This is a genomic window from Argonema antarcticum A004/B2 (assembly GCF_023333585.1).
Lineage (GTDB): Bacteria > Cyanobacteriota > Cyanobacteriia > Cyanobacteriales > Aerosakkonemataceae > Argonema > Argonema antarcticum.
Map to the genome: position 1 here is coordinate 13,442 of NZ_JAIQZN010000034.1, position 18,746 is coordinate 32,187.

General features: G+C 45.7%; 17 protein-coding genes, 1 tRNA gene and 1 pseudogene. 7 read left to right on the forward strand and 12 right to left on the reverse strand.

What is annotated here, in order from left to right:
- Nucleotides 1-67 precede the first annotated feature (67 nt).
- Nucleotides 68-1,351 (reverse strand): ABC transporter substrate-binding protein, encoded by a 1,284-nt coding sequence (locus tag LAY57_RS16055; RefSeq protein WP_249067793.1) that lies wholly within the window; start codon nt 1,349-1,351, stop codon nt 68-70.
- A gap of 384 nt (nt 1,352-1,735) precedes the next feature.
- A complete protein-coding gene (locus LAY57_RS16060) occupies nt 1,736-2,935 on the reverse strand; it encodes an ABC transporter ATP-binding protein (protein ID WP_249067794.1) in 1,200 nt (399 codons plus the stop codon).
- 539 nt (nt 2,936-3,474) lie between these two features.
- On the opposite strand from LAY57_RS16060, the gene LAY57_RS16065 reads away from it, so the two are divergent.
- Nucleotides 3,475-4,197: a GntR family transcriptional regulator gene (locus tag LAY57_RS16065; RefSeq protein WP_249067795.1), complete on the forward strand. Its 723-nt coding sequence runs from the start codon at nt 3,475-3,477 to the stop codon at nt 4,195-4,197.
- Here the strand turns inward: LAY57_RS16065 and LAY57_RS16070 are convergent.
- Both LAY57_RS16070 and LAY57_RS16075 read right to left on the reverse strand, forming a co-directional pair.
- The gene (locus tag LAY57_RS16070) at nt 4,189-4,440 is read right to left on the reverse strand and encodes an IS1/IS1595 family N-terminal zinc-binding domain-containing protein (RefSeq protein WP_249067796.1); all 252 of its coding nucleotides are present in this window, start codon (nt 4,438-4,440) and stop codon (nt 4,189-4,191) included. The genes LAY57_RS16065 and LAY57_RS16070 overlap by 9 nt on opposite strands.
- Before the next feature lie 43 nt (nt 4,441-4,483).
- Complete coding sequence (locus tag LAY57_RS16075; protein ID WP_249067797.1) at nt 4,484-5,704, reverse strand: RNA-guided endonuclease InsQ/TnpB family protein; 1,221 nt, start codon at nt 5,702-5,704, stop codon at nt 4,484-4,486.
- Between the two features lie 318 nt (nt 5,705-6,022).
- Here LAY57_RS16075 and LAY57_RS16080 point away from each other — a divergent pair, with 318 nt between their 5' ends.
- Together LAY57_RS16080 and LAY57_RS16085 are read left to right on the forward strand one after the other, a co-directional pair.
- The gene (locus tag LAY57_RS16080) at nt 6,023-6,742 is read left to right on the forward strand and encodes an aspartate/glutamate racemase family protein (protein ID WP_249067798.1); all 720 of its coding nucleotides are present in this window, start codon (nt 6,023-6,025) and stop codon (nt 6,740-6,742) included.
- A 6-nt stretch (nt 6,743-6,748) separates the two neighbouring features.
- Nucleotides 6,749-8,005: a Zn-dependent hydrolase gene (locus LAY57_RS16085; RefSeq protein WP_249067799.1), complete on the forward strand. Its 1,257-nt coding sequence runs from the start codon at nt 6,749-6,751 to the stop codon at nt 8,003-8,005.
- A gap of 466 nt (nt 8,006-8,471) precedes the next feature.
- Here LAY57_RS16085 and LAY57_RS16090 read toward each other — a convergent pair whose 3' ends face one another.
- The 4 genes from LAY57_RS16090 to bioD form a co-directional block, all read right to left on the reverse strand.
- Nucleotides 8,472-8,750 carry a hypothetical protein gene (locus tag LAY57_RS16090; RefSeq protein ID WP_249067800.1) on the reverse strand — a complete coding sequence of 93 codons (279 nt, stop codon included), beginning with the start codon at nt 8,748-8,750 and terminating at the stop codon, nt 8,472-8,474.
- A 32-nt stretch (nt 8,751-8,782) separates the two neighbouring features.
- Complete coding sequence (locus LAY57_RS16095) at nt 8,783-9,994, reverse strand: M20 metallopeptidase family protein (protein WP_249067801.1); 1,212 nt, start codon at nt 9,992-9,994, stop codon at nt 8,783-8,785.
- Nucleotides 9,995-10,116: 122 nt separating this feature from the next.
- Complete coding sequence (locus tag LAY57_RS16100; RefSeq protein ID WP_249067802.1) at nt 10,117-10,428, reverse strand: hypothetical protein; 312 nt, start codon at nt 10,426-10,428, stop codon at nt 10,117-10,119.
- A 68-nt stretch (nt 10,429-10,496) separates the two neighbouring features.
- On the reverse strand, nt 10,497-11,177 hold the full coding sequence (gene bioD, locus LAY57_RS16105; protein ID WP_249067803.1) for a dethiobiotin synthase: 681 nt from the start codon (nt 11,175-11,177) through the stop codon (nt 10,497-10,499).
- Between bioD and LAY57_RS16110 the strand changes: the two genes are divergently transcribed.
- Nucleotides 11,168-11,419, forward strand: coding sequence for a hypothetical protein (locus tag LAY57_RS16110; protein WP_249067804.1), 252 nt, complete (start codon nt 11,168-11,170; stop codon nt 11,417-11,419). The two genes, bioD and LAY57_RS16110, sit on opposite strands and share 10 nt — an antisense overlap.
- On the opposite strand, the gene LAY57_RS16115 is transcribed toward LAY57_RS16110, so the two are convergent.
- The gene (locus tag LAY57_RS16115) at nt 11,403-13,388 is read right to left on the reverse strand and encodes a serine/threonine-protein kinase (protein WP_249067805.1); all 1,986 of its coding nucleotides are present in this window, start codon (nt 13,386-13,388) and stop codon (nt 11,403-11,405) included. The genes LAY57_RS16110 and LAY57_RS16115 overlap by 17 nt on opposite strands.
- 494 nt (nt 13,389-13,882) lie before the next feature.
- Between LAY57_RS16115 and LAY57_RS16120 the strand changes: the two genes are divergently transcribed.
- A complete protein-coding gene (locus LAY57_RS16120; RefSeq protein WP_249067837.1) occupies nt 13,883-14,875 on the forward strand; it encodes a ribose-phosphate pyrophosphokinase in 993 nt (330 codons plus the stop codon).
- Nucleotides 14,876-14,935: 60 nt separating this feature from the next.
- Here the strand turns inward: LAY57_RS16120 and LAY57_RS16125 are convergent, their stop codons facing one another.
- Both LAY57_RS16125 and LAY57_RS16130 read right to left on the reverse strand, forming a co-directional pair.
- The gene (locus tag LAY57_RS16125; RefSeq protein WP_249067806.1) at nt 14,936-16,051 is read right to left on the reverse strand and encodes an ABC transporter permease; all 1,116 of its coding nucleotides are present in this window, start codon (nt 16,049-16,051) and stop codon (nt 14,936-14,938) included.
- Between the two features lie 9 nt (nt 16,052-16,060).
- A complete protein-coding gene (locus tag LAY57_RS16130; protein ID WP_249067807.1) occupies nt 16,061-16,930 on the reverse strand; it encodes an Npun_R2479 family HD domain-containing metalloprotein in 870 nt (289 codons plus the stop codon).
- Nucleotides 16,931-17,142: 212 nt separating this feature from the next.
- Here LAY57_RS16130 and LAY57_RS16135 point away from each other — a divergent pair.
- Both LAY57_RS16135 and LAY57_RS36525 read left to right on the forward strand, forming a co-directional pair.
- Nucleotides 17,143-17,214, forward strand: a tRNA-Gly gene (locus tag LAY57_RS16135).
- 229 nt (nt 17,215-17,443) lie between these two features.
- Nucleotides 17,444-17,722 (forward strand): annotated as a pseudogene (locus tag LAY57_RS36525) (DUF928 domain-containing protein); the annotation flags it as partial.
- 89 nt (nt 17,723-17,811) lie between these two features.
- Here LAY57_RS36525 and LAY57_RS16140 read toward each other — a convergent pair.
- On the reverse strand, nt 17,812-18,621 hold the full coding sequence (locus LAY57_RS16140; protein WP_249067808.1) for a DUF928 domain-containing protein: 810 nt from the start codon (nt 18,619-18,621) through the stop codon (nt 17,812-17,814).
- Nucleotides 18,622-18,746 lie beyond the last annotated feature (125 nt).

Sequence of the window (18,746 nt, forward strand, 5' to 3'; positions counted from 1 at the left end):
TTTATCGTCCGATCGGTTGGGTTTCGCTTGGTTTAAGCTAACCTACGAATACATTAGCTTTTGACTTTTATGCCACAATAAACTCCGTCCATTTGTAGACAAGATAAACTTGTTCGGGCATGAAGGAGTTCCAACAAGCGACATCACCCATGCGATCGCTAAATGAACCGCCGTCCCGCACAGCACCTTGGGATTCAATCTTTTTCCCAAACGGATCGATTATATCGATCGCAGCTGGTTTCCCTTCATACCAGAAATCCCACTCCGGAGGCTTCATATATTTTCTGGCATTTTCTGGTGCCGCGCTGTAGTAGCCTTGACGGGAGAGAAATCCACCCACCCAACCTTCTAATACCCAGTTGAGATATTCATAAGCGGCATCTAATTCAATCCCAGAAAGATTTTTGGATAATCCCAAACCCCCACCCCAGCCGCGATACCCTTCTTTCAAACGAGCATACACGCACTTTAATCCTCTCGCTTTCACTGCCGTTACAGCAGGCGACCACATAGATTGCAGCACCACTTCTCCAGACGACATGAAGTTGACAGACTCATCAAATGTTTTCCAAAATGCGCGGAATTGACCCGCTTTTTTCTGCTCGATTAAGATATTTGTTACCTGATCGAGTTCTTCGCGGGTCATGTTGCCCTTATCGCTAAATTTCATCAATCCTTGCGCTTCCATCACCATTGCCGCATCCATAATGCCAATGGAAGGAATATCGAGAATCGATGTTTTGCCTCGGAATTCTGGGTTGAACAATTCTGCCCACGATTCAATTTTTCTGTTTACTAAATCGGGACGGTAGCCCAGTGTATCGGCATTGAACTGGAATGGAATCATTGTTGCCCAGTCTGTTGGGCTGGTGGCAAACTCTGTAGAATTTTGCCCCTTGACAAACATCACTTTCCGGGGTGCTGTTCCCTGAGATGTGTTGACTCGTGCGCCGGGGTAAAGTTCTCCAGTTCTAAAAATGGGGGTGATTTTGTCGAAGTTTTTGACTTTACGAGTGTCGATCGCTTGAAGATTACCTGATGGAACTACCAATGGTAAACTAAAAAATTCCCCATCGTAAATGTCGTATTGTTTGGGTTGGGTAATCGCAATTTGGATGTTCTCAGCTGTACTGAGCGCCCGCATTTTGATTTTGAAACCCAGTTCTTTTTCTGCTCTCTCGCGAATGTCGTTAATCTGAGCAGCCCCCGTTCCCATTAGGCGAAGGGTAACATCTTTGATTTTGTTGGTAATGATGGTGGGGCCTCGGTTAGGATTGCAACTGGCAGCTGCGATCGCTGCTCCAGTTGCCAACCCACCTGTGACGAAGTTGCGCCGACTGATTTTAAACATGGCTTTTGTTCTATTCAGTTATCAATTTTGAGATTTTTGGCAAAAGTTTGAAATCTGGTTTTTTTTACCACAGATGAATGCGGAGCGGTTGTTGGTTGGTGTCTGAGATTTGGCTTTTTTACCGCAGATGAATGCAGATGGGTTGTTGGTTGGTGTCTGAGATTTGGCTTTTTTACCGCAGATGAATGCAGATAAACGCAGATGAACGCAGATGGGTTGTTGGTTGGTGTCTGAGATTTGGCTTTTTTACCGCAGATGAATGCAGATAAACGCAGATGAACGCAGATGTGGGTGTAGCTTTCCCATAAGGTAGACAGATGATTTTTCTTTATTTGTGTCCTTGGCGGTTATCAAAAAAGGATTTTACCTCCGTTCAAATCTGCTTTAATACGGTAAAAACACACAATCATCTTTTGACCAACTCAGGACAATTAACTGTCCTTCATGGAAGGAATTGCTATTCCAATCAGTTGTTCGAGCTTTATAAAGCAGTTCTTGTCCGGTGGCTTCGCTCATGAGGGAAACTCGCGTGACATATCCGGTCATTTCAACTGCTGTAATGCGGGCAACTACCTGATTGGCAGCCAGGGAAGATTTGACAGGAACATCGGGAGAGTGAGCGGTGACCTGCATGAGGTCGGGACGTACAGAGCAAGCTGCTTCGGAACCAATAGAAGTTCCATAGCCTCGGCTATATATATTGCCAATTCCTTCAACTTCTAGATGAATTAGGTCGAGGATATCGTCTTTGACAACGTTTAACACCTTACCTGTAAAGATGTTGTTGTCGCCCATAAATTTGGCAACGAATTGAGAGCCTGGGCGATCGAAGAGTTGTTCTGGTGTAGCAATTTGATCGACTTTTCCATGCGTCATTACTACCACTTGATCGGATAGGGAAAATGCTTCCTCAACGTGGTGGGTGACTTGAATAAAGGTTAGGCCAAACTGCTTCTGGATTTTGCGGAGTTCGGTTCGCATCCGCACCCGCAGGTTTTCATCTAAGGCGCTGAGCGGTTCATCTAGCATCAATACTTGCGGACGGGTTACTAATGCTCTGCAAAGTGCAATTCGCTGTTGCTGTCCGCCGCTGAGTTGAGTGGGGTTGCGATCGGCTGTATGGCTCAGCCCCACCATTTCTAAGATCTCGCCGACGCGAGTATGCCGTTCTGCTGGCGGTACGTTCCGCATCTTCAATCCGAATTCTACGTTTTCCCAGATGGTTTTATGGGGGAACAAGGCATAACTCTGGAACATCATCGAGGTATTGCGTTTGGCGGCTGGTAGGTCATTTACCCGCCGATCGGCAATCAGAATATCTCCACCGCTAATTTCTTCGTGTCCGGCAATCATTCTCAACAAGGTTGTTTTACCACAACCTGAAGGCCCCAACAGGCAGCAGTACTTTCCCGCCGGAATATCGAAGGTGATATGCTCAACCGCTGTCACAGCACCGTATTTCTTCGTTACCGATCGCAGCGATACACCCGCAGCGGCTTCTGCCAGGGCATTTTGAATATCGGTTGTAGGCTTTTGTGCAGTTCCAATTGCCCCATTGGTTAGTTTTCCCGTTCCGATTGTCATGATTTCTCCTTACAGATAAGGTATAGATGGTATCAGTAGAGTTTGTCTCGACTAACCTGGAATTAAATCTCTGAGTGTTGCGCTCTTAGAACTCCACCAAGCAAGGCACTTAAACCAAAATTTTTAGCCCTATGAGAGAAAGTAAAGGTGGTCTATCCTAAAAGCCGCGATTCTGACAATGTGTATTGAATTATTACTAGATGCTGTGAAGAACCTCTGCTGATATTTGTGATACAAATTTTGCGTGCTAAAATTAGAGCAAAGATTGTATACAGCTTTTGTACACAAGCCTGATCGGAAAAAATGTATCCTTTGTTACATTTAATCGATTTAAGTGCAAATTTTAGGCAGGAAATTTCAGCAATGGAAAAGTTGCACAATAAATTATGGGTCTGCCACGATCGACATTGGTAAATTATGGGAGGCGATCTTTTTGTGACTACTGCCAGATACTATTGGAATAGAAGCGTGGAGTCATAAGCTCCAATTGCCAAAACCATCCCTCATTTGTACAAATCTGTAGAAAGGCTTGCTCAACTATGCAAACAGCTCGGCGACCCATCGAATCGCAGGTGAAATCCAAACCAACAGAGGATTTTATCTACACCGAGCTTTATAACGCAATTCTGGAACGTCGCTTACCTCCAGAAACTAAATTAGGTGAAAATTTACTGGCAGAGCATTATGGAGTCAGCCGCACCATTATTCGACAGGTGCTGATGCGGTTATCTCACGATCGCTTGGTTAAACTGGAACCAAACCGAGGGGCTTTTGTCGCGACGCTTTCACTAGCAGAAGCCAAACAGATCTATGAGGCGTGGCGGTTGACGGAAGCGGCGATCGTGCGTGACGTAACCAAAACCATTACGAAAAAACAGATCGCTGTATTACAGGCGCTGGTTGCAGAAGAACGACTTGCCTGCGAACAGCAAGATTTACCTTGGCTGACGCGGTTGTCTGCACAATTTCATCTGCAACTGGCAGATTTATGCACAAACAAGTATTTAGGCAGGTTTCTCAAAGAGCTAGTTCCCCAAACCTCATTGGCGTTCTTCTACGAAGTGCGAAATATGCCGATTTGTACCAAAGACGAACATAGTGAAATTTTAGATTACATTGCATCTGGGGACGTGGAAGCTGCCGTTGCAGCCGCAATGCGTCATTTGGATGGTATCGAAGCCGGACTCAATGCGCGTGCAGCGCTAAATCAAACGGCAAGTCTGGTAGATATTTTAAAAGCTAAAACGCCTTCATTATTTTGAATTTGTATCTTCTTGCTCTGAGGACAAGACATTCGCCTGTTCGATCCACTTGTGAACCGTGCTGTGACTAATCCCTGTCAGCCGCTCAATTTCACGCAGATCTAACCCAAGTCCATACATTTTCAAACAAATCTGTTTTGCGTCGTTGGAGTAACCTCGTTGGGAATAAGATGCCAAAAATTGCCGATCGCACTCCTGACAACGATAATTCTGTTTGCCACCCCGATGACCATTCTTCCGCACATTCTCCGATTCACATCGGGGACATATCTTGACACTCCCCAGCCTAAAGGCGTGGGGATTCTTGCATCATAGAAGAACCTTGCTTAAGCGCTGTTTCCAGGTTTAAGTAGAGGGTCATTTCTCCACAAGCGTGAATTTCCGTGTGTCCCACGGTATTTGAAATATAGCCCATCAATTTTAATGCTTTCATCAGAATATTGATGGCGGCATTCTCATCCCTATCTAGTAGAGTTCCACATTTACAAATGTGCGTTCTTACTGATAGGGATTTTTTCACTTTGTTTCCACAACTAGAACATTCCTGTGAGGTGTAATGGGGTGCTACGGGAACGGCAACCTTACCAAACTTAATAGCAAAATACTTTAACCATTCCCGAAACAAATACCATCCGGCATCATTAATTGATTTAGCTAGGCGATGATTCTTTACCATGTTCTGCACCTTTAGATCCTCAAACGCCACGAAATCATGAGATTTCATTACGCACCTTGCTAATTTCACAGCAAAGTCTTTACGTTGGCGAGAGACTTTCAGGTGTTTTCTTCCCAGTCGGTTAATAGCTTTGATTCTATTTTTAGAACCTTTAACTTTTCTGGAAACTCGACGCTGCAAGCGTTTTAATGATTTTTCTGACTTTCTGAGGTATCTGGGATTATCTACTTTCTCACCATTGCTATCGGTGTAGAAGTGATTTAATCCCATATCAATGCCGACACATTTACCAGTTGGCTTAACTTCTTCTTTGGCTAAGTCACTGGAAATGCAGAATTGACAATAAAAACCATCGGCACGCTTAATTAACCTGACTCGTTGAATTTGTTCTGATTGATAGAAGTGCAAATCACGAGTGCCAATTAATTTAAGCGTGCCGATTTTGTTTTTGTCGGTAAAAGTTATTTTGTTCCTGTCCGCAGAAAGCGCCCAACCGGATTTCTTGTATTCTACCGAGCGTTGATTCTTTTTGAATCGTGGAAAGCCTTTTTTACCGGATACTTTCTTTTTACAATTATCAAAGAATCTGGCAATTGCACTCCAGCAACGTTCGGCAGATGCTTGTCTAGCTGTCGAGTTGAGTTTATTTGCGTATGAGAATTCCTTGGCTAGTTTGGCAGTGTATTTGTTAAGATCGTAGCCATTGATACCTTTGCTATCCATCCAGTATCTCAGACATTTATTTCTAATGAATTGAGATGTGCGGATGGCTTCTTCAATCGCCGTGTACTGCTTTGGCTTGACTACGCATTTGAACTCGAATACGAACATGGTTATCGACCTCATTACCATGTATTTATGGTAAACTTGATGCTACAAATATGCACGAGATTGTAGCAATATTTAGCATTTTGTTGCGTAGAGAAAGCCGTCCTAAAGGACGGGGTTTTAAACCCAGTTCTCTGATAATTAATTTGCCGTAGGTGGAAATATCGATCGCTTCATTTGTATACAATTTTAGTATACAATATTTAGATAGTTTCCAGAATAAATCCAAAACTGCTAGACTTCCAGCGAAGCTAACGGCTCAGGAGTGCGACTGTAAACTACCCGCTGCTAATGTACATCTATGGCCAAGGGGCAGAAGGGATGAAAATCAAAGTAATTAACCCAAATACCACGGTCAGCATGACTCAAATAATTGGGTCAGCGGCACGATCGATCGCCAGTTCCACCACTGAGATTATTGCGTGCAACCCGGCAATGGGGCCTGTTTCCATTGAGGGTCATTATGATGAAGCGTTGAGTGCGATCGGCATTCTCGATGAAATTCGCAAAGGGGAAGCAGAAAAAATGGATGGATATGTGATTGCTTGCTTTGGCGATCCGGGGTTAATGGCAGCGCGGGAATTAGCAAGAGGCCCAGTCATTGGCATTGCAGAAGCAGCAATGCACGCCGCCAGCTTTATCGCGACTGGATTCTCGATCGTGACAACCTTGGGACGCACAAGGGTAATTGCACAACATCTTGTAGAACGTTATGGCATGACCCGGTTTTGTCGTCAGATTCGATCGATCGATTTGTCGGTGTTGAATTTAGAGGAAGCTTATGCTAAGACAGCTGTGTTGGCCGAATGTCGCATGGCGCTTAAGGAAGATGATTGCGGTGCGATCATCCTGGGATGTGCAGGTATGGCCGACTTGTCAATTTGGTTGAGTAATGAGTTAGGGATTCCTGTGATTGATGGCGTAAGTGTAGCCGTCAAATTTGTGGAAGCATTGGTTGGTGCAGGATTAGGCACCAGTAAAACTGGAGATTTAGCATATCCTATCTCTAAGCCTTACACCGGAATAGCCCCTAGCCCCTAGCTATATATGACTGTTACCTCAACACTGAAGATTAATGGCGATCGCTTAAATGAAAGTATCGATCGTCTGGCAAAAATTGGTAGACAGCCCTCTGGCTGTATTCGTCGTTTGGCTTTCACTCCAGAAGATTTGCAAGCCCGCTACTTAGTTCAGCAATGGATGATTGAAGCTGGCATGACTGTTCGTACCGATGCTGCCGGAAACTCGATCGGCACCTACCCTGGACTTGACGAAACAATCCCTGCCCTAGCAACTGGTTCCCATATTGATACAGTTCCTTCGGGAGGATGCTTTGATGGAGTTTTGGGCGTTTTGGCAGGGATTGAAGTCGTGCGAACATTGCGGGAAAACAATCTGCGGTTGAATCATGCGATCGAAGTTATCGTCTTCACTGATGAAGAAAGCACCATGATCGGTAGTCAGGCAATAGCGGGAACGGTTCTCTTAGATGCACCAGAACGCTATCAACCCAAGCCGGGAGATTCGATTCAAAAGTGTTTAGAAGCCCTTGGTGGAGACTGGGATGCTTTAGCAACTGCAAAACGAGACCGTTCCGAGTTAGCCGCCTTCGTTGAACTTCATGTCGAACAGGGTGCAGTGCTAGAGAAAAATGGAAGTAATATCGGAGTAGTGCAAGGAGTTGTTGGGATTCGACGTCAAGTAATTACCATTATCGGACAGGCAAACCACGCCGGAACCACCCCAATGGATATGCGGCAAGATGCAATGGTTGCTGCTGCTCAAGTTGTATTAGCAGTAAGAGAGATTGCCCGTAAAATGCCTAGTAAGCCAGTGGCAACAGTGGGGTACATGACCGTTTCGCCTAATTCGGTTAATAGTGTGGCAGGACGGGTAGAACTGACTGTCGATATGCGCGACTTATCGAAAGATTGCCTGGATGAAATGCTGGTGCAACTAAACCAGGCGTTAGATGCGATCGCAGCAGATACCGATACAAAAATCGAAATCGCACCGCTATTATGCGTTGAACCAACACCAGCAGCCGATCGCATTCAAACAACTATTGCAACTGTCTGCCAACATCTAGAACTCAGCTATTGCCATCTTCCCAGCCGTGCAGGACACGATGCTCTAGAAATTGGACGCATCACAGACATGGGTATGATTTTTGTTCCCAGTCAGTCTGGTGTTAGCCATTCAGAAGCTGAGTACACTGCGCCGGAGCAATGCACACAGGGAGCAAACGTGCTATTGCATACCTTTTTAGAGCTAGACAAGGTTTATAACAGTTGCAGGGCGTGAGTCGTATAGCTAAGCTGCTACGCATCTAATTTGATAGTCAGTTTTTCTGAACTTCTTGTGGGATGGGCAGGAAAGCCCGTCTTTGTATTTGATTTAGATGCGTAATAGCTTAGTGCCGCTACGCCGAAGTCAAAAGTCACGCATTCAAAAGTCAAAAATCCTTTGAGTCTCAGGCATTTAACTACTTTCCAAGCTAGATCCTAAAAATCGCTGGCTTAATCGTTCGCGCAGCGTTATTTTGGGAAATTGTCCCCGCATTGTAAAGTCAATTTGTGTCCCTAACTCATTTCTGTTTAAAGATAGTTCCATTTTGATATCTAAATGATGAATGGTTTTCAAATGTTGAGCATCAATCCCATTCATCATACAGATGTGATGATGGCAAATTCTTTCAAAAGCGGTATCAGCTTGGCTGACAATCTCTTTTCCCTTCAGTTCGTCTGGTAAAGATTAGGATTGATTTGATTCATAAACTGTTTGAGTAAAAACACGGAGATAAAACGGTTCCTAGACGTTCTCGACCTAAGATATCTCCAATTTGACCCCGACAAACAACTTGAATTCCACTAATATAAACCGCTTCTACAATTTCTTCCGAACTGCGTTTAACCATGCGAGGTTCACCATCTAGGATGGGATCTGAAATTTCTACTGGGGAACTAATCGGCTGGTTGAGTGCTTGAGGATTAAGTAAAACCAGATCGGCTTGTGCGCCAATTTTGAGAACGATTGAGGCACATTCCAAATTGCCAGCACTAGCATAAGTAGGAGCCTAGCCTAACGACAAAACTTTTCCACACACCGAACAAATATTTCTACTCCCATCTCCAATGCAGTTTCATCAAAATCAAATCGGGGATGATGGTGTGGATATGCCAAATTCATACTAAGATTGGCAGAACCTAAAAAGAAATAACAACCCGGTACTGCTTGCAGAAAAAACGACATATCTTCTGCACCCATTGTTTGACATTCTGGGACTATTCCCAAGGGAGTTTCTACTACTTCCAAGGCGATCGATCGCACCAACTCCGCTATCCCAGCATCATTAATTACCGCCGGATATTGCCGCCAATAATTCAGATCGTACTCTGCGCCATGACTTTGACAAACCCCTGCAATAATTTGTTCGATTCGCTTCGGTAAAAGCTCTCCCAAAGTTGGGTTAAAATATCTTACTGTTCCACCTATTTTTGCCGTATCGGCAATCACGTTAATCGCAGTACCGGCGTGGAATTCACCCACCGTTACTACTGCCGACTGGATCGGATCGACATTCCGCGATACGATCGTCTGCAAAGCATTCACAATCTGAGCAGCAACGACGATCGAATCGATCGTTTGATGCGGTATCGCACCGTGTCCGCCTTTACCCATAATCGTACAGCGGAAACCCTCGGTCGCCGCCATCAACGCGCCACTGCGAACGCCTACCGTACCAAGAGGCAGCTGGTTCCACAAGTGAAGGCCAATTATAGCATCAACATTGGGATTTGTCAATACTCCCGCTTCGATCATCGGTTTTGCACCACCTGGCCCTTCTTCAGCAGGTTGAAAGATAATTTTGACTGTTCCGGCGAAGTCTTGACGGTGTTGACAAAGGTAGTAAGCTGTTCCTAGTGCTATACTCGTGTGTCCGTCGTGACCGCAGGCGTGCATAACCCCATCGTGCTGGGATTTGTAAGAGACATCGTTCTGTTCCTGAATTGGCAAGGCATCCATATCTGCGCGAATTGCCAGCACTGGCCCCGGTTGACGGCCTGGAATAGTAGCCACAATACCCGTTTTTGCAATTCCGGTTTGATGCTCAATCCCCCATTCTGCGAGTTTTTTGGCAATAAACTCAGAGGTCAGTTTCTCCCGGAAGCCAAGTTCGGGGCGTTTATGTAAACCTCTGCGCCATTCTACAAGGCGGGGTTGCAGCGATCGAATCTCTAAGCGAATGCGGGATAAATCATCGTCAGGAGAATTGAAGAATGTGGAAATCATAATTCTAGCAACCTAAAAATTAACTGCAATTCAAACACGCCTTTCGGCTGAAATATAAGTATCATCATGAATACCAATCGCTAATATTTCTACTGTATCTCGACGCTCACTAATCCTCACAACTAAATGCCACACCCCTGTTCCAATTCGGAAAGCCAACTCAAAAATTCTTCTCCTGAAATATTTCTGCTGCTGTCTTCCAGAATTCTCTCGTAGGCTTTTTGTTCAACGGCACCCCAATCTTGATTAGCTTCTTCGTTTTCCTGTTTAATATTTTCTATGCTTAAAAATACATCAGATCTAACGGCAATGACCGAATCTGCTGATTGTTGCTGATAATGTGTTGATTTTGGTTGATTAACAGTTGATTCTTTAGAGAATCCTCGATCGCGAGGATTAGACCCAGTTGTCGTTGATTTTGCCTGTTTGCTCATTGCCGATCGCCACCTACTTAAGCGACATTGATGCTTTCTGCTTTTTCCAACTTAACACCCTATCCAACTCAAAATGGCATGATATGTTCTAGATCCAGATTGGAAGCAACTTGAGCCAATTTGGCGATATCAGTCGGATTATCTAGATGCGGTATTATACCTAAAACTAACGTATTTGTCAAAGATTGGATCGAATCAATTGGTGCCAGATCGGCAATATCATCATCCGAACAAGCTGTAACGCAATTGAGAACAATACCCTTGAGGTTAACTTTTGACTGACGGGCGAGAGCAACATTGGCGACAACTTGCCCTAAACAGCCCAATCTTACTGGCACCACCAAAACTGTCGGTAACGCCCAATCTCTAGCCAAATCTGCAACTGTAAGTTCTTGAGTTAGCGGCGTTCCCAGTCCACCCACAGCTTCCACCAAAACCCAATCTCTCTGCTTTCCCAAGTTTATCATAGTCTGCCAAGCTCGTTTCAAATCAACCCATCTGCCTTCTCTTTCTGCTGCCACGGGCGGCGCTAGGGGTGCTTGGAAGTGAAGCGGTGTAATTTCATCTAAAGATTGATTGAGGGCAAATAGCTGGCTATACAGTTCGCGATCGCCTACTCCCGTCTGAATTGGCTTTAAAATGCCCACACTTTCAGAAGAACGGTAAGTTTGCAAATATGCCGCTAGCGCCGCTGTCAAAACAGTTTTACCGGCGTTTGTATCAGTTGCAGAAATTAGGAGTGCTTTCATTAGTCAGTTGTCAGTTGTCAGTTGTCAGTTGTCAGTGGTCAGTTGTCAGTTGTCAGTTGTCAGTGGTCAGTTGTCAGTTGTCAGTTGTCAGTTGTCAGTTGTCAGTGGTCAGTTGTCAGTTGTCAGTTGTCAGTTGTCAGTTGTCAGTTGTCATTGGGTTACTAATTTCAGATTTAAGATTTAAATCGGCAATCTCAAATCTTCCCTTTCCCAATGACCTTTTTGCTAATTGCGAACACTAATATCGACAGAAAACTTTGCCTTCTTAGTTGCCCTTACATCGATTTGATATTCACCTGCATCATCTACTTTTGCCTCCCATTCTCCTAGCCCAGTGGCATTTTCCACCAGTTCACCATTGGGAGAGCGAATATCCAATGTTGCCTCTCCATTTTGAACTCTTACGCTTAATACCTGACCCGACTGGACATTTACCAGATAGCGCTTAATCTTCTGGGGATTTGTCTCACCTGAAAAAATCTGCATACCCGTAGCACCATCAGGAAAATCGATCGGTTCGGCATCAATTGACGCATTCGGAGATGGACTTTCACTAGATGTCGGCGTATCTGTCGGCGTTGGTGTGGGTGTATCTGTCGGCGTATCTGTCGGTGTATCTGTCGGTGTGGGAGTTGGGGTTGGTTCTGGGTTAGTTAGACGCAGATCTAACTTATATTCACTTTCTTTAACTCCTTTAATTGTAACTAGCTGAATAACATAATTTCCATCAAAAGGAAGAGTATCTTGCCAGCGTCTCACTCGCTGTGACTGGTTGTCAACTGGTTCTTCATTTGGCCCAAGAACCGTCATCAAAACACCTTTTTCTTGCAGAGATGCACTTAACTTTTGTCCTTGTTCCCCAGTCAGAATATAGTTAACAGTGGCGTTAGCTTTCAGCTTATCTGAAATAGAAAAATTGTCACCTTCTACTAGGTCGAGGCGCTTGGTGTAGGTGACGGGTTCCGGACTGGGTGTAGGAGTGGGAGTTTCTGGGGTTGGTGAGGGTTTGTCGCTATTAGAAAATACCTGTGTTGGTGAGGGCGGCGGCGTAGAAGTTTGTACCTGCACCTGACGGTTGAGGACGTAGCTTACCAATGCCCAAGATCCGACTCCGGCTAATATTGCTAGGCTCATACCTACAATGACGATCGCCCAAGGGTTATCCCAAATTGAGTTATTAGTCGGTATAGTGACAGGATCGGGCTTATGGGAGTGGGTTTGGTTTTCTGGGGGTGGGGTTTGCCCACTCTGTACGGCAGGGGGAACTCCCGATCTAGCTTCAGGACGACCTCCGACTGCGACAGTCTGCATCTGGGAAATATTGCGGTTTGGAGGGGTATTTGCCTGTGGTGGCTTTTCTTGGGGCTGGGCATTTAAGGCGTCGGTAAGCGCCCGACCTGCTTCACGGGCATCTTGGTAGCGATCGCTCGCTCTATAACTTAACATCCGATTCAAAACTTCTGTCAGGCCGGGGTTAATCGGCGGTATCCATCGATACCAATTCCAGCTCAACGTCGCTTCATCAAATAATACCTGCGGAGATTGGCTGGTGAGCAAAACTACAGCCGTGACACCTAGAGCGTAAAGGTCGCTGCTAGGGTAAGCCCTGCCGGTTTGCATTTGTTCCAAGGGCGCATAGCCCATTTTTCCCACCATTGTTGCCGGTGGTGTAGAACTATACTGAAATCGGGTTACCAGTTCCTTGACGACCCCGAAGTCAATTAGCACGGGTAGGCGATCGCTAGAGCGCAGTATGATATTGTCCGGCGAGATATCTCGGTGAATAATTCCCTTGCCGTGAATATGGTGTAACACCGGCAGCAGTTGTTGCAATAGTTGCACAATCTCAACTTCCGAAAATCTTTTCCCCTCCAACCTGCGTTCCTGTAGCAGAGTGCGATAAGTTTTCCCTTCCACATACTCCTGCACTAGAAACAACCGCCCATCTTGCTCAAAAGTGGCTCGGAACTGAGGAATTTGCGGATGCTGAACTTGATAAAGTATGGTAGCCTCTCTTTGGAAAAGCTCCTTGCACTTCTCCAGGGAGTGGGCACTCGTCTGAGGCGGAATTAATTCCTTAAGAGCGCAAGGTTCGTTAAAGCGCCCCCGATCTTCTGCCAGATAAGTCCGTCCAAACCCCCCCTGACCCAAAATTTTAGCCAAGTGGTAGCGGTTTTGCAGAAGAGTCCCAATGGTAAGCGGTGGTTGCATCGCGGTTTAATCGGTGGACAGGGGGTTAAGAGGAAATTCTTGACTGGAAGCATTTTAGCTCAACCGTCATAGAGCTAGAGCGTAGGGTGCGCGTTAACGACTATCCTATGTATCGCCGTAGGGCTGCTCAATCTCCTAGATTACCTTTTTCAAGGATTTTCGCAGATAAACCTGACGATTTGTGCAAACATATTTAAATTATTTTGGCCTGGTCAATCCAAAATCCTAGAATCCAAAATCTAAAATCGATTGACCTTAAGGGAAGTAGAGGGGGGTTTTAGGCTAAATCTAAGTGGTTTAACGGAGATCGATCGAACCCGTATTCAACAATAGTGTCTTTTCCTGAAAAGCTATCCGTAAAACCCGTGCCTAATACCCCAATTAGAGGTAATCAACCAGAAACTATCTAACAGCCCTATCTTAAACAAAAATTAGGGAGAATATGGGCAAAATAGAATGATAAGATTTTAATGAACACGCTTCGAGGGTCTGCTGTGATCCGTTCTGCCACTTTGACGCTTCAGCCGACGCCACCGGTACTCTGTGCTAACAATCGCCTCAGATTGTTTTCTGGCTCAGCTAATGTGCCACTTGCTCAGGAAATTGCTCGTTACCTGGGTATGGATCTTGGGCCGATGATCCATAAGCATTTTGCCGATGGAGAAATTTACATTCAAATTCAGGAATCAATTCGCGGTTGCGATGTTTACCTGATTCAGCCAAGTTGTCGCCCTGTCAACGATCACCTGATGGAATTGCTAATTATGATTGATGCCTGTCGTCGGGCTTCGGCAAGGCAAATAACCGCAGTGATTCCTTACTATGGGTATGCCAGGGCCGATCGCAAAACAGCAGGGCGAGAGTCAATTACAGCCAAGCTGGTTGCCAACCTGATTACCGAGGCTGGGGCCGATCGCGTGCTGGCAATGGATTTGCACTCAGCCCAGATTCAAGGCTATTTCGATATTCCCTTCGATCACGTCTACAGTTCGCCCGTAATCCTCGATTACTTAGAGAGCAAACAACTAACCGATATTGTTGTTGTCTCCCCAGATGTGGGCGGTGTAGCTAGAGCCAGGGCCTTTGCCAAAAAGCTCAACGACGCTCCCCTAGCAATTATCGACAAGCGCCGTCAGGCTCATAACGTGGCCGAAGTTTTGAATGTAATTGGCGATGTCGCTGGTAAAACAGCGGTATTAGTCGATGACATGATCGACACGGGTGGCACCATTACAGAAGGAGCCCGCTTGCTCCGAGAGGAAGGAGCCCGTCAGGTTTATGCCTGTGCTACTCATGCAGTGTTTTCGCCCCCTGCAACTCAACGGCTATCGAGCGGTTTGTTTGAAGAAGTGATTGTGACGAATACCATTCCGGTTTCGGAAGCAAATCGCTTTGAACAACTGAAGGTGCTTTCAGTTGCCAATGTATTGGGCGAGACTATCTGGCGAATTCACGAAGATAGTTCTGTTAGCAGTATGTTTCACTGATCGGTCATTGGTCATTGGTCATTGGTCATTAACTAATAACCAATGACTAATAACTAATTACTAACGTTGCTGGCTGCGCGGATCGAGAGCATCTCGCAAACCATCGCCCAGTAAGTTAAAAGCCAACACTGTCAGGACAATCAGCAATGCTGGCGGCCAAATTAGCCAAGGTTGTAGCACCAAAATAGAAGCGTTGGTCGCCAGAGATAGCATATTTCCCCAAGAAGGGTCAGGCTGCTGGATTCCCAGTCCGATTAAGCTGAGAACCGATTCAGCGCCGATAAAACTTGGAACTGCTAAGGTGGCGGAGATAATAACGTAAGTAGCCGTCTGGGGCAAGACGTGGCGGATGATGATGTAAATAGGGTTGCCGCCCATAGCTCGTGACGCTTGTACAAATTCCCGTTCTTTAATTGACAGCACCTGTCCCCGGATCACTCGTGCCAACCCTGCCCAGCTAATAAAAGCGGTGATGAAAACAATGAGGAGAAACCGATTGGCGCTGCTTAGTCCCGGCGGTAACACTGCTGCGAGGGCGACCAGAAGATAGATGCTGGGAATGCTCATCAGCACTTCCACAGCACGCATCAAGATGCTGTCAATCCAGCCACCGAAATAGCCGGAAATCCCACCGAAGAGTATACCCAAGGGAAAGGAAATGGCAACTCCCACCCAACCAATGCTGAGGCTAATCCGTCCTCCATGTACTAGACGAGTAAACTGGTCGCGTCCCTGTTCGTCAGTACCCAAAAGGTTAAACTTGGCCGATCCGGTTGTGCCGAATAGGTGCCAATTGCAGGGAATACCTCCAAAAATTTCTACTTCTTCAAATTTGGGTGGTATCGGCAGGCTCAGCCGAAACAAATAGTAAGTCGGCCCCTGAACAAATAGGCGCAGGGGTGAGGGTTTTTGGAAATCTACAATTAGTTTGCGATCGCCTGTCTCCAAATCTACCGGCCCTTGAGTAGTCGGATAGATATGAGGGCCGATCGACTGTCCCTCTGGCGTTTTCAAATAAATCTGGGTCGGTGGCAATAGCGAGCCATTGGGTTGAGACGCATAAGCATCGTAAGGTGCGACAAAATCAGCAGCAATTACTGCCAAATAGAAAACTAACAGTAACAAAGCTCCCAAACCAGCTAGAGGATTCTTTTTTAATTTCTGCCACCAGTTCATAAATCCCTATTATATTTGTTCAACCAGTCGCCTTTGTTCTTCCTCAGCCTTTTCGTGTTCTACCACAAACACATTCGAGTACAAGTTAGCAATGATTTGCTTGCCTTGCTGCGTCAACTGTAGGTAACGAAGTGCATCTTTAATATACGGATGAACTCCATGCCAGTAAAACTTAGAATAGTTCCTGCGTAGATCTCCAGGATGACTGTATCCCAAGGCTTTATTTACCCCAGTCTCTTCAAACTCGTAGAACAAAGAAGTAATTTTTTTGAGGTAGCGCGGATCGCTTAGTTGGCCAATTAAATCGGCGGCGCGAACCAACTCCGCATAGTTTACCGTATTCTGACGATCTTCTGCGGCGGGAACTGGGAAGCGAGTCAGTTCAATATTACGCTTAATTGTGTGAGCATCAATTAGCTTGTGACCGCCAAAGCGTTCGTCGATAAAGAGTTTCGCCCGGTCTACGTGATAAGGGGTAAGGCTGGCATCCGAAGCCCCAAAACGCAGAGAAATCATCCCGCCGTCTTTTCCTGTGGCATACAATCCGTCTGGTTCTCGATCTTGACGGCAAACTCCTTTGACGTATCCAATGTCATGACATACTAGCGAGATAATGCAGTGTAACCAGTCTTCACAGGAAACCCCACCCTCGCGGATATGTTTTCCGCGCAAGATCTCCTGTCCGACTAAAGTGACAAGGATCGTGTGTTCAACGTCGTGATAGAGGGCGTCGCTGTTGGCGATATTTTCCAGCGCCATGCTTCCAGCCCAGCCAATAATGTCTCCGTAGTCGGGCTTGAATCCTCCATAGGTGCGGCGGTAACCGTCTCGAAGCTTTTCTACGAATGTGTCAATCAGAATTTCTGTGGCATTAAACATACTGGTTACTCGTTTGTGCTGGGTGCTGTCTGAGACAATGGCGAGATATTAATGTTTATTATTTTTACTATTCTTATTCAATTTAGCGAAAAAAACACTTGTTAGCGATCGCACTCTATGCTAACGCATAAAGTGCTAGCAGCCGATCGGCATTCGCGTATAGCTAGGATTATCCACGGTTGTATCAAAATGTGCTACTCTTAAATGTAAATGCGGGTGTAGTTCAGTGGTAGAGCATCTGCTTCCCAAGCAGAACGTCGTGGGTTCGAGCCCCATCACCCGCTTTCTAGATGTTCACTGTCCCGCACTGTAGGGTTTGATGTTCGTCACCGGACATTATATGACTTCGCACTCACTCCGCCTGCGATTCAAATCGCAGGACTTTCGCTATTAGCTGGGGACTTGAGTCCCCAGCGGGTGAGCAGCTCACCACAGATTGCACTTTTCTGCAATTAAGCTAACCGAATTGCGTAATGTAATTCTCCGAGTTCGGTAGTAAATAGAAAAAGATATCTCTGGCAGGTGGCACTTTTGTGCGATCGCAATCACCCTTCAACAGCTATATTTTCCAGAGCCGAAATTCCGGTGGTAGAAATGCCGCCAGCTTTAAGAAGTGAGCTATCTAAAGTTAAGGAATCGTCACAAATCGTCGAACTCTATGCGCGATCGGGCCTTTGGTACGATGCGCTACGTGAAGTGAGACTGCTTACAAATAAAACACCTAGAAAACAGCGAATAGTAAGTTTACGATGTCGGCTTTGCACGCTCCCTCCACTGGTATTTAGAGTTTAGTGGTGTTAGGTTTCGCTTTGCTCTACTCAACCTACGAATGATTAGCTAAATTGTAAGTACGGGAGAGCCCAATGATGGATAAAGTCGAGCTAAGGCGATGCACTTGTGGTTGCTGCACTACAGCAATTAATGAGAGGCTCTTTGGCTACTTTCTCCAGTCCGACTGACTTTAACAGTTCTTGCCATGAAGCTGCAAGGGCGGGATAATTAGGATCGCTGAGTGGCAGTTCGAGTATAGTTGTCACTGCTTCGTACCATATTCCATTTTTTGCATATAGGGCTAGGCGATCGCGCTCTTGTTGAGTCTGCTTTAGCTGTTCGGCTAGAGTTGAACTCGGTTCAATTCGTTGCACCCATCCTTCCACAAAAGGATCGTTAATTGGATCGGCAGTATTGCATCTGAGTGCCAATTGCCACTTATAATTTTTATCTTTTTCTAAAGGCTGTATATTCAATTCTGCAAAGGGATTGAAGCTGACAATACCGGGTGTGCCGGTAATGGGGAAGGTTTGTCGGTAAATATCTAGATCCTTGTCGTCTTTGAGCACAAATTCTACTGTACGTGCGGAAGTGGGAGGAATATAAAAGAAGAATTTCGGATTGCTTCTCACCGTTAACCCGAACTTATTTGCTGGTATCAATGCAGTTAAAGACAGTGTGGCGTCCGGGTCATTTGTACATTGGCTACCACGCGATGCCCCACCGGCGGTGCTACTAGGTGCCCCTCGGTTTGGAGGCTGAAATGCCTGTGCAACTTCCCAACTACCAGGTATGTTTTGGGCTAGCTGTATCTGCTTTTGCTGTCCCTGTACCAACGCTTGGAAGCGAGGGATAAGAAGGAATCCCAGAGATAGGGTGAAGGAAAGAGTTGCCAGTAGGAGGTTTTTTTTCCAAACCATAAAGATATCTGCTTGTGAAACAAGGATGAATAGTTAAATAGGCTTAGTTGTCAAATAAACAAAAGGGGAGATTATTTTGCTTTAGGTCGATGACAAATGTCTTTCAATTGAGCGTCCAGGGCTAT

Coding starts and splice junctions, on each gene's coding strand:
- LAY57_RS16055 (WP_249067793.1), bottom strand. CDS start 1,351: ATGTTTAAAATCAGTCGGCGCAACTTCGTCACAGGTGGGTTGGCAACT.
- LAY57_RS16060 (WP_249067794.1), bottom strand. CDS start 2,935: ATGACAATCGGAACGGGAAAACTAACCAATGGGGCAATTGGAACTGCA.
- LAY57_RS16115 (WP_249067805.1), bottom strand. CDS start 13,388: ATGCAACCACCGCTTACCATTGGGACTCTTCTGCAAAACCGCTACCAC.
- LAY57_RS16125 (WP_249067806.1), bottom strand. CDS start 16,051: ATGAACTGGTGGCAGAAATTAAAAAAGAATCCTCTAGCTGGTTTGGGA.
- LAY57_RS16095 (WP_249067801.1), bottom strand. CDS start 9,994: ATGATTTCCACATTCTTCAATTCTCCTGACGATGATTTATCCCGCATT.
- LAY57_RS16140 (WP_249067808.1), bottom strand. CDS start 18,621: ATGGTTTGGAAAAAAAACCTCCTACTGGCAACTCTTTCCTTCACCCTA.
- LAY57_RS16100 (WP_249067802.1), bottom strand. CDS start 10,428: ATGAGCAAACAGGCAAAATCAACGACAACTGGGTCTAATCCTCGCGAT.
- LAY57_RS16085 (WP_249067799.1), top strand. CDS start 6,749: ATGACTGTTACCTCAACACTGAAGATTAATGGCGATCGCTTAAATGAA.
- LAY57_RS16130 (WP_249067807.1), bottom strand. CDS start 16,930: ATGTTTAATGCCACAGAAATTCTGATTGACACATTCGTAGAAAAGCTT.
- bioD (WP_249067803.1), bottom strand. CDS start 11,177: ATGAAAGCACTCCTAATTTCTGCAACTGATACAAACGCCGGTAAAACT.
- LAY57_RS16080 (WP_249067798.1), top strand. CDS start 6,023: ATGAAAATCAAAGTAATTAACCCAAATACCACGGTCAGCATGACTCAA.
- LAY57_RS16075 (WP_249067797.1), bottom strand. CDS start 5,704: ATGTTCGTATTCGAGTTCAAATGCGTAGTCAAGCCAAAGCAGTACACG.
- LAY57_RS16065 (WP_249067795.1), top strand. CDS start 3,475: ATGCAAACAGCTCGGCGACCCATCGAATCGCAGGTGAAATCCAAACCA.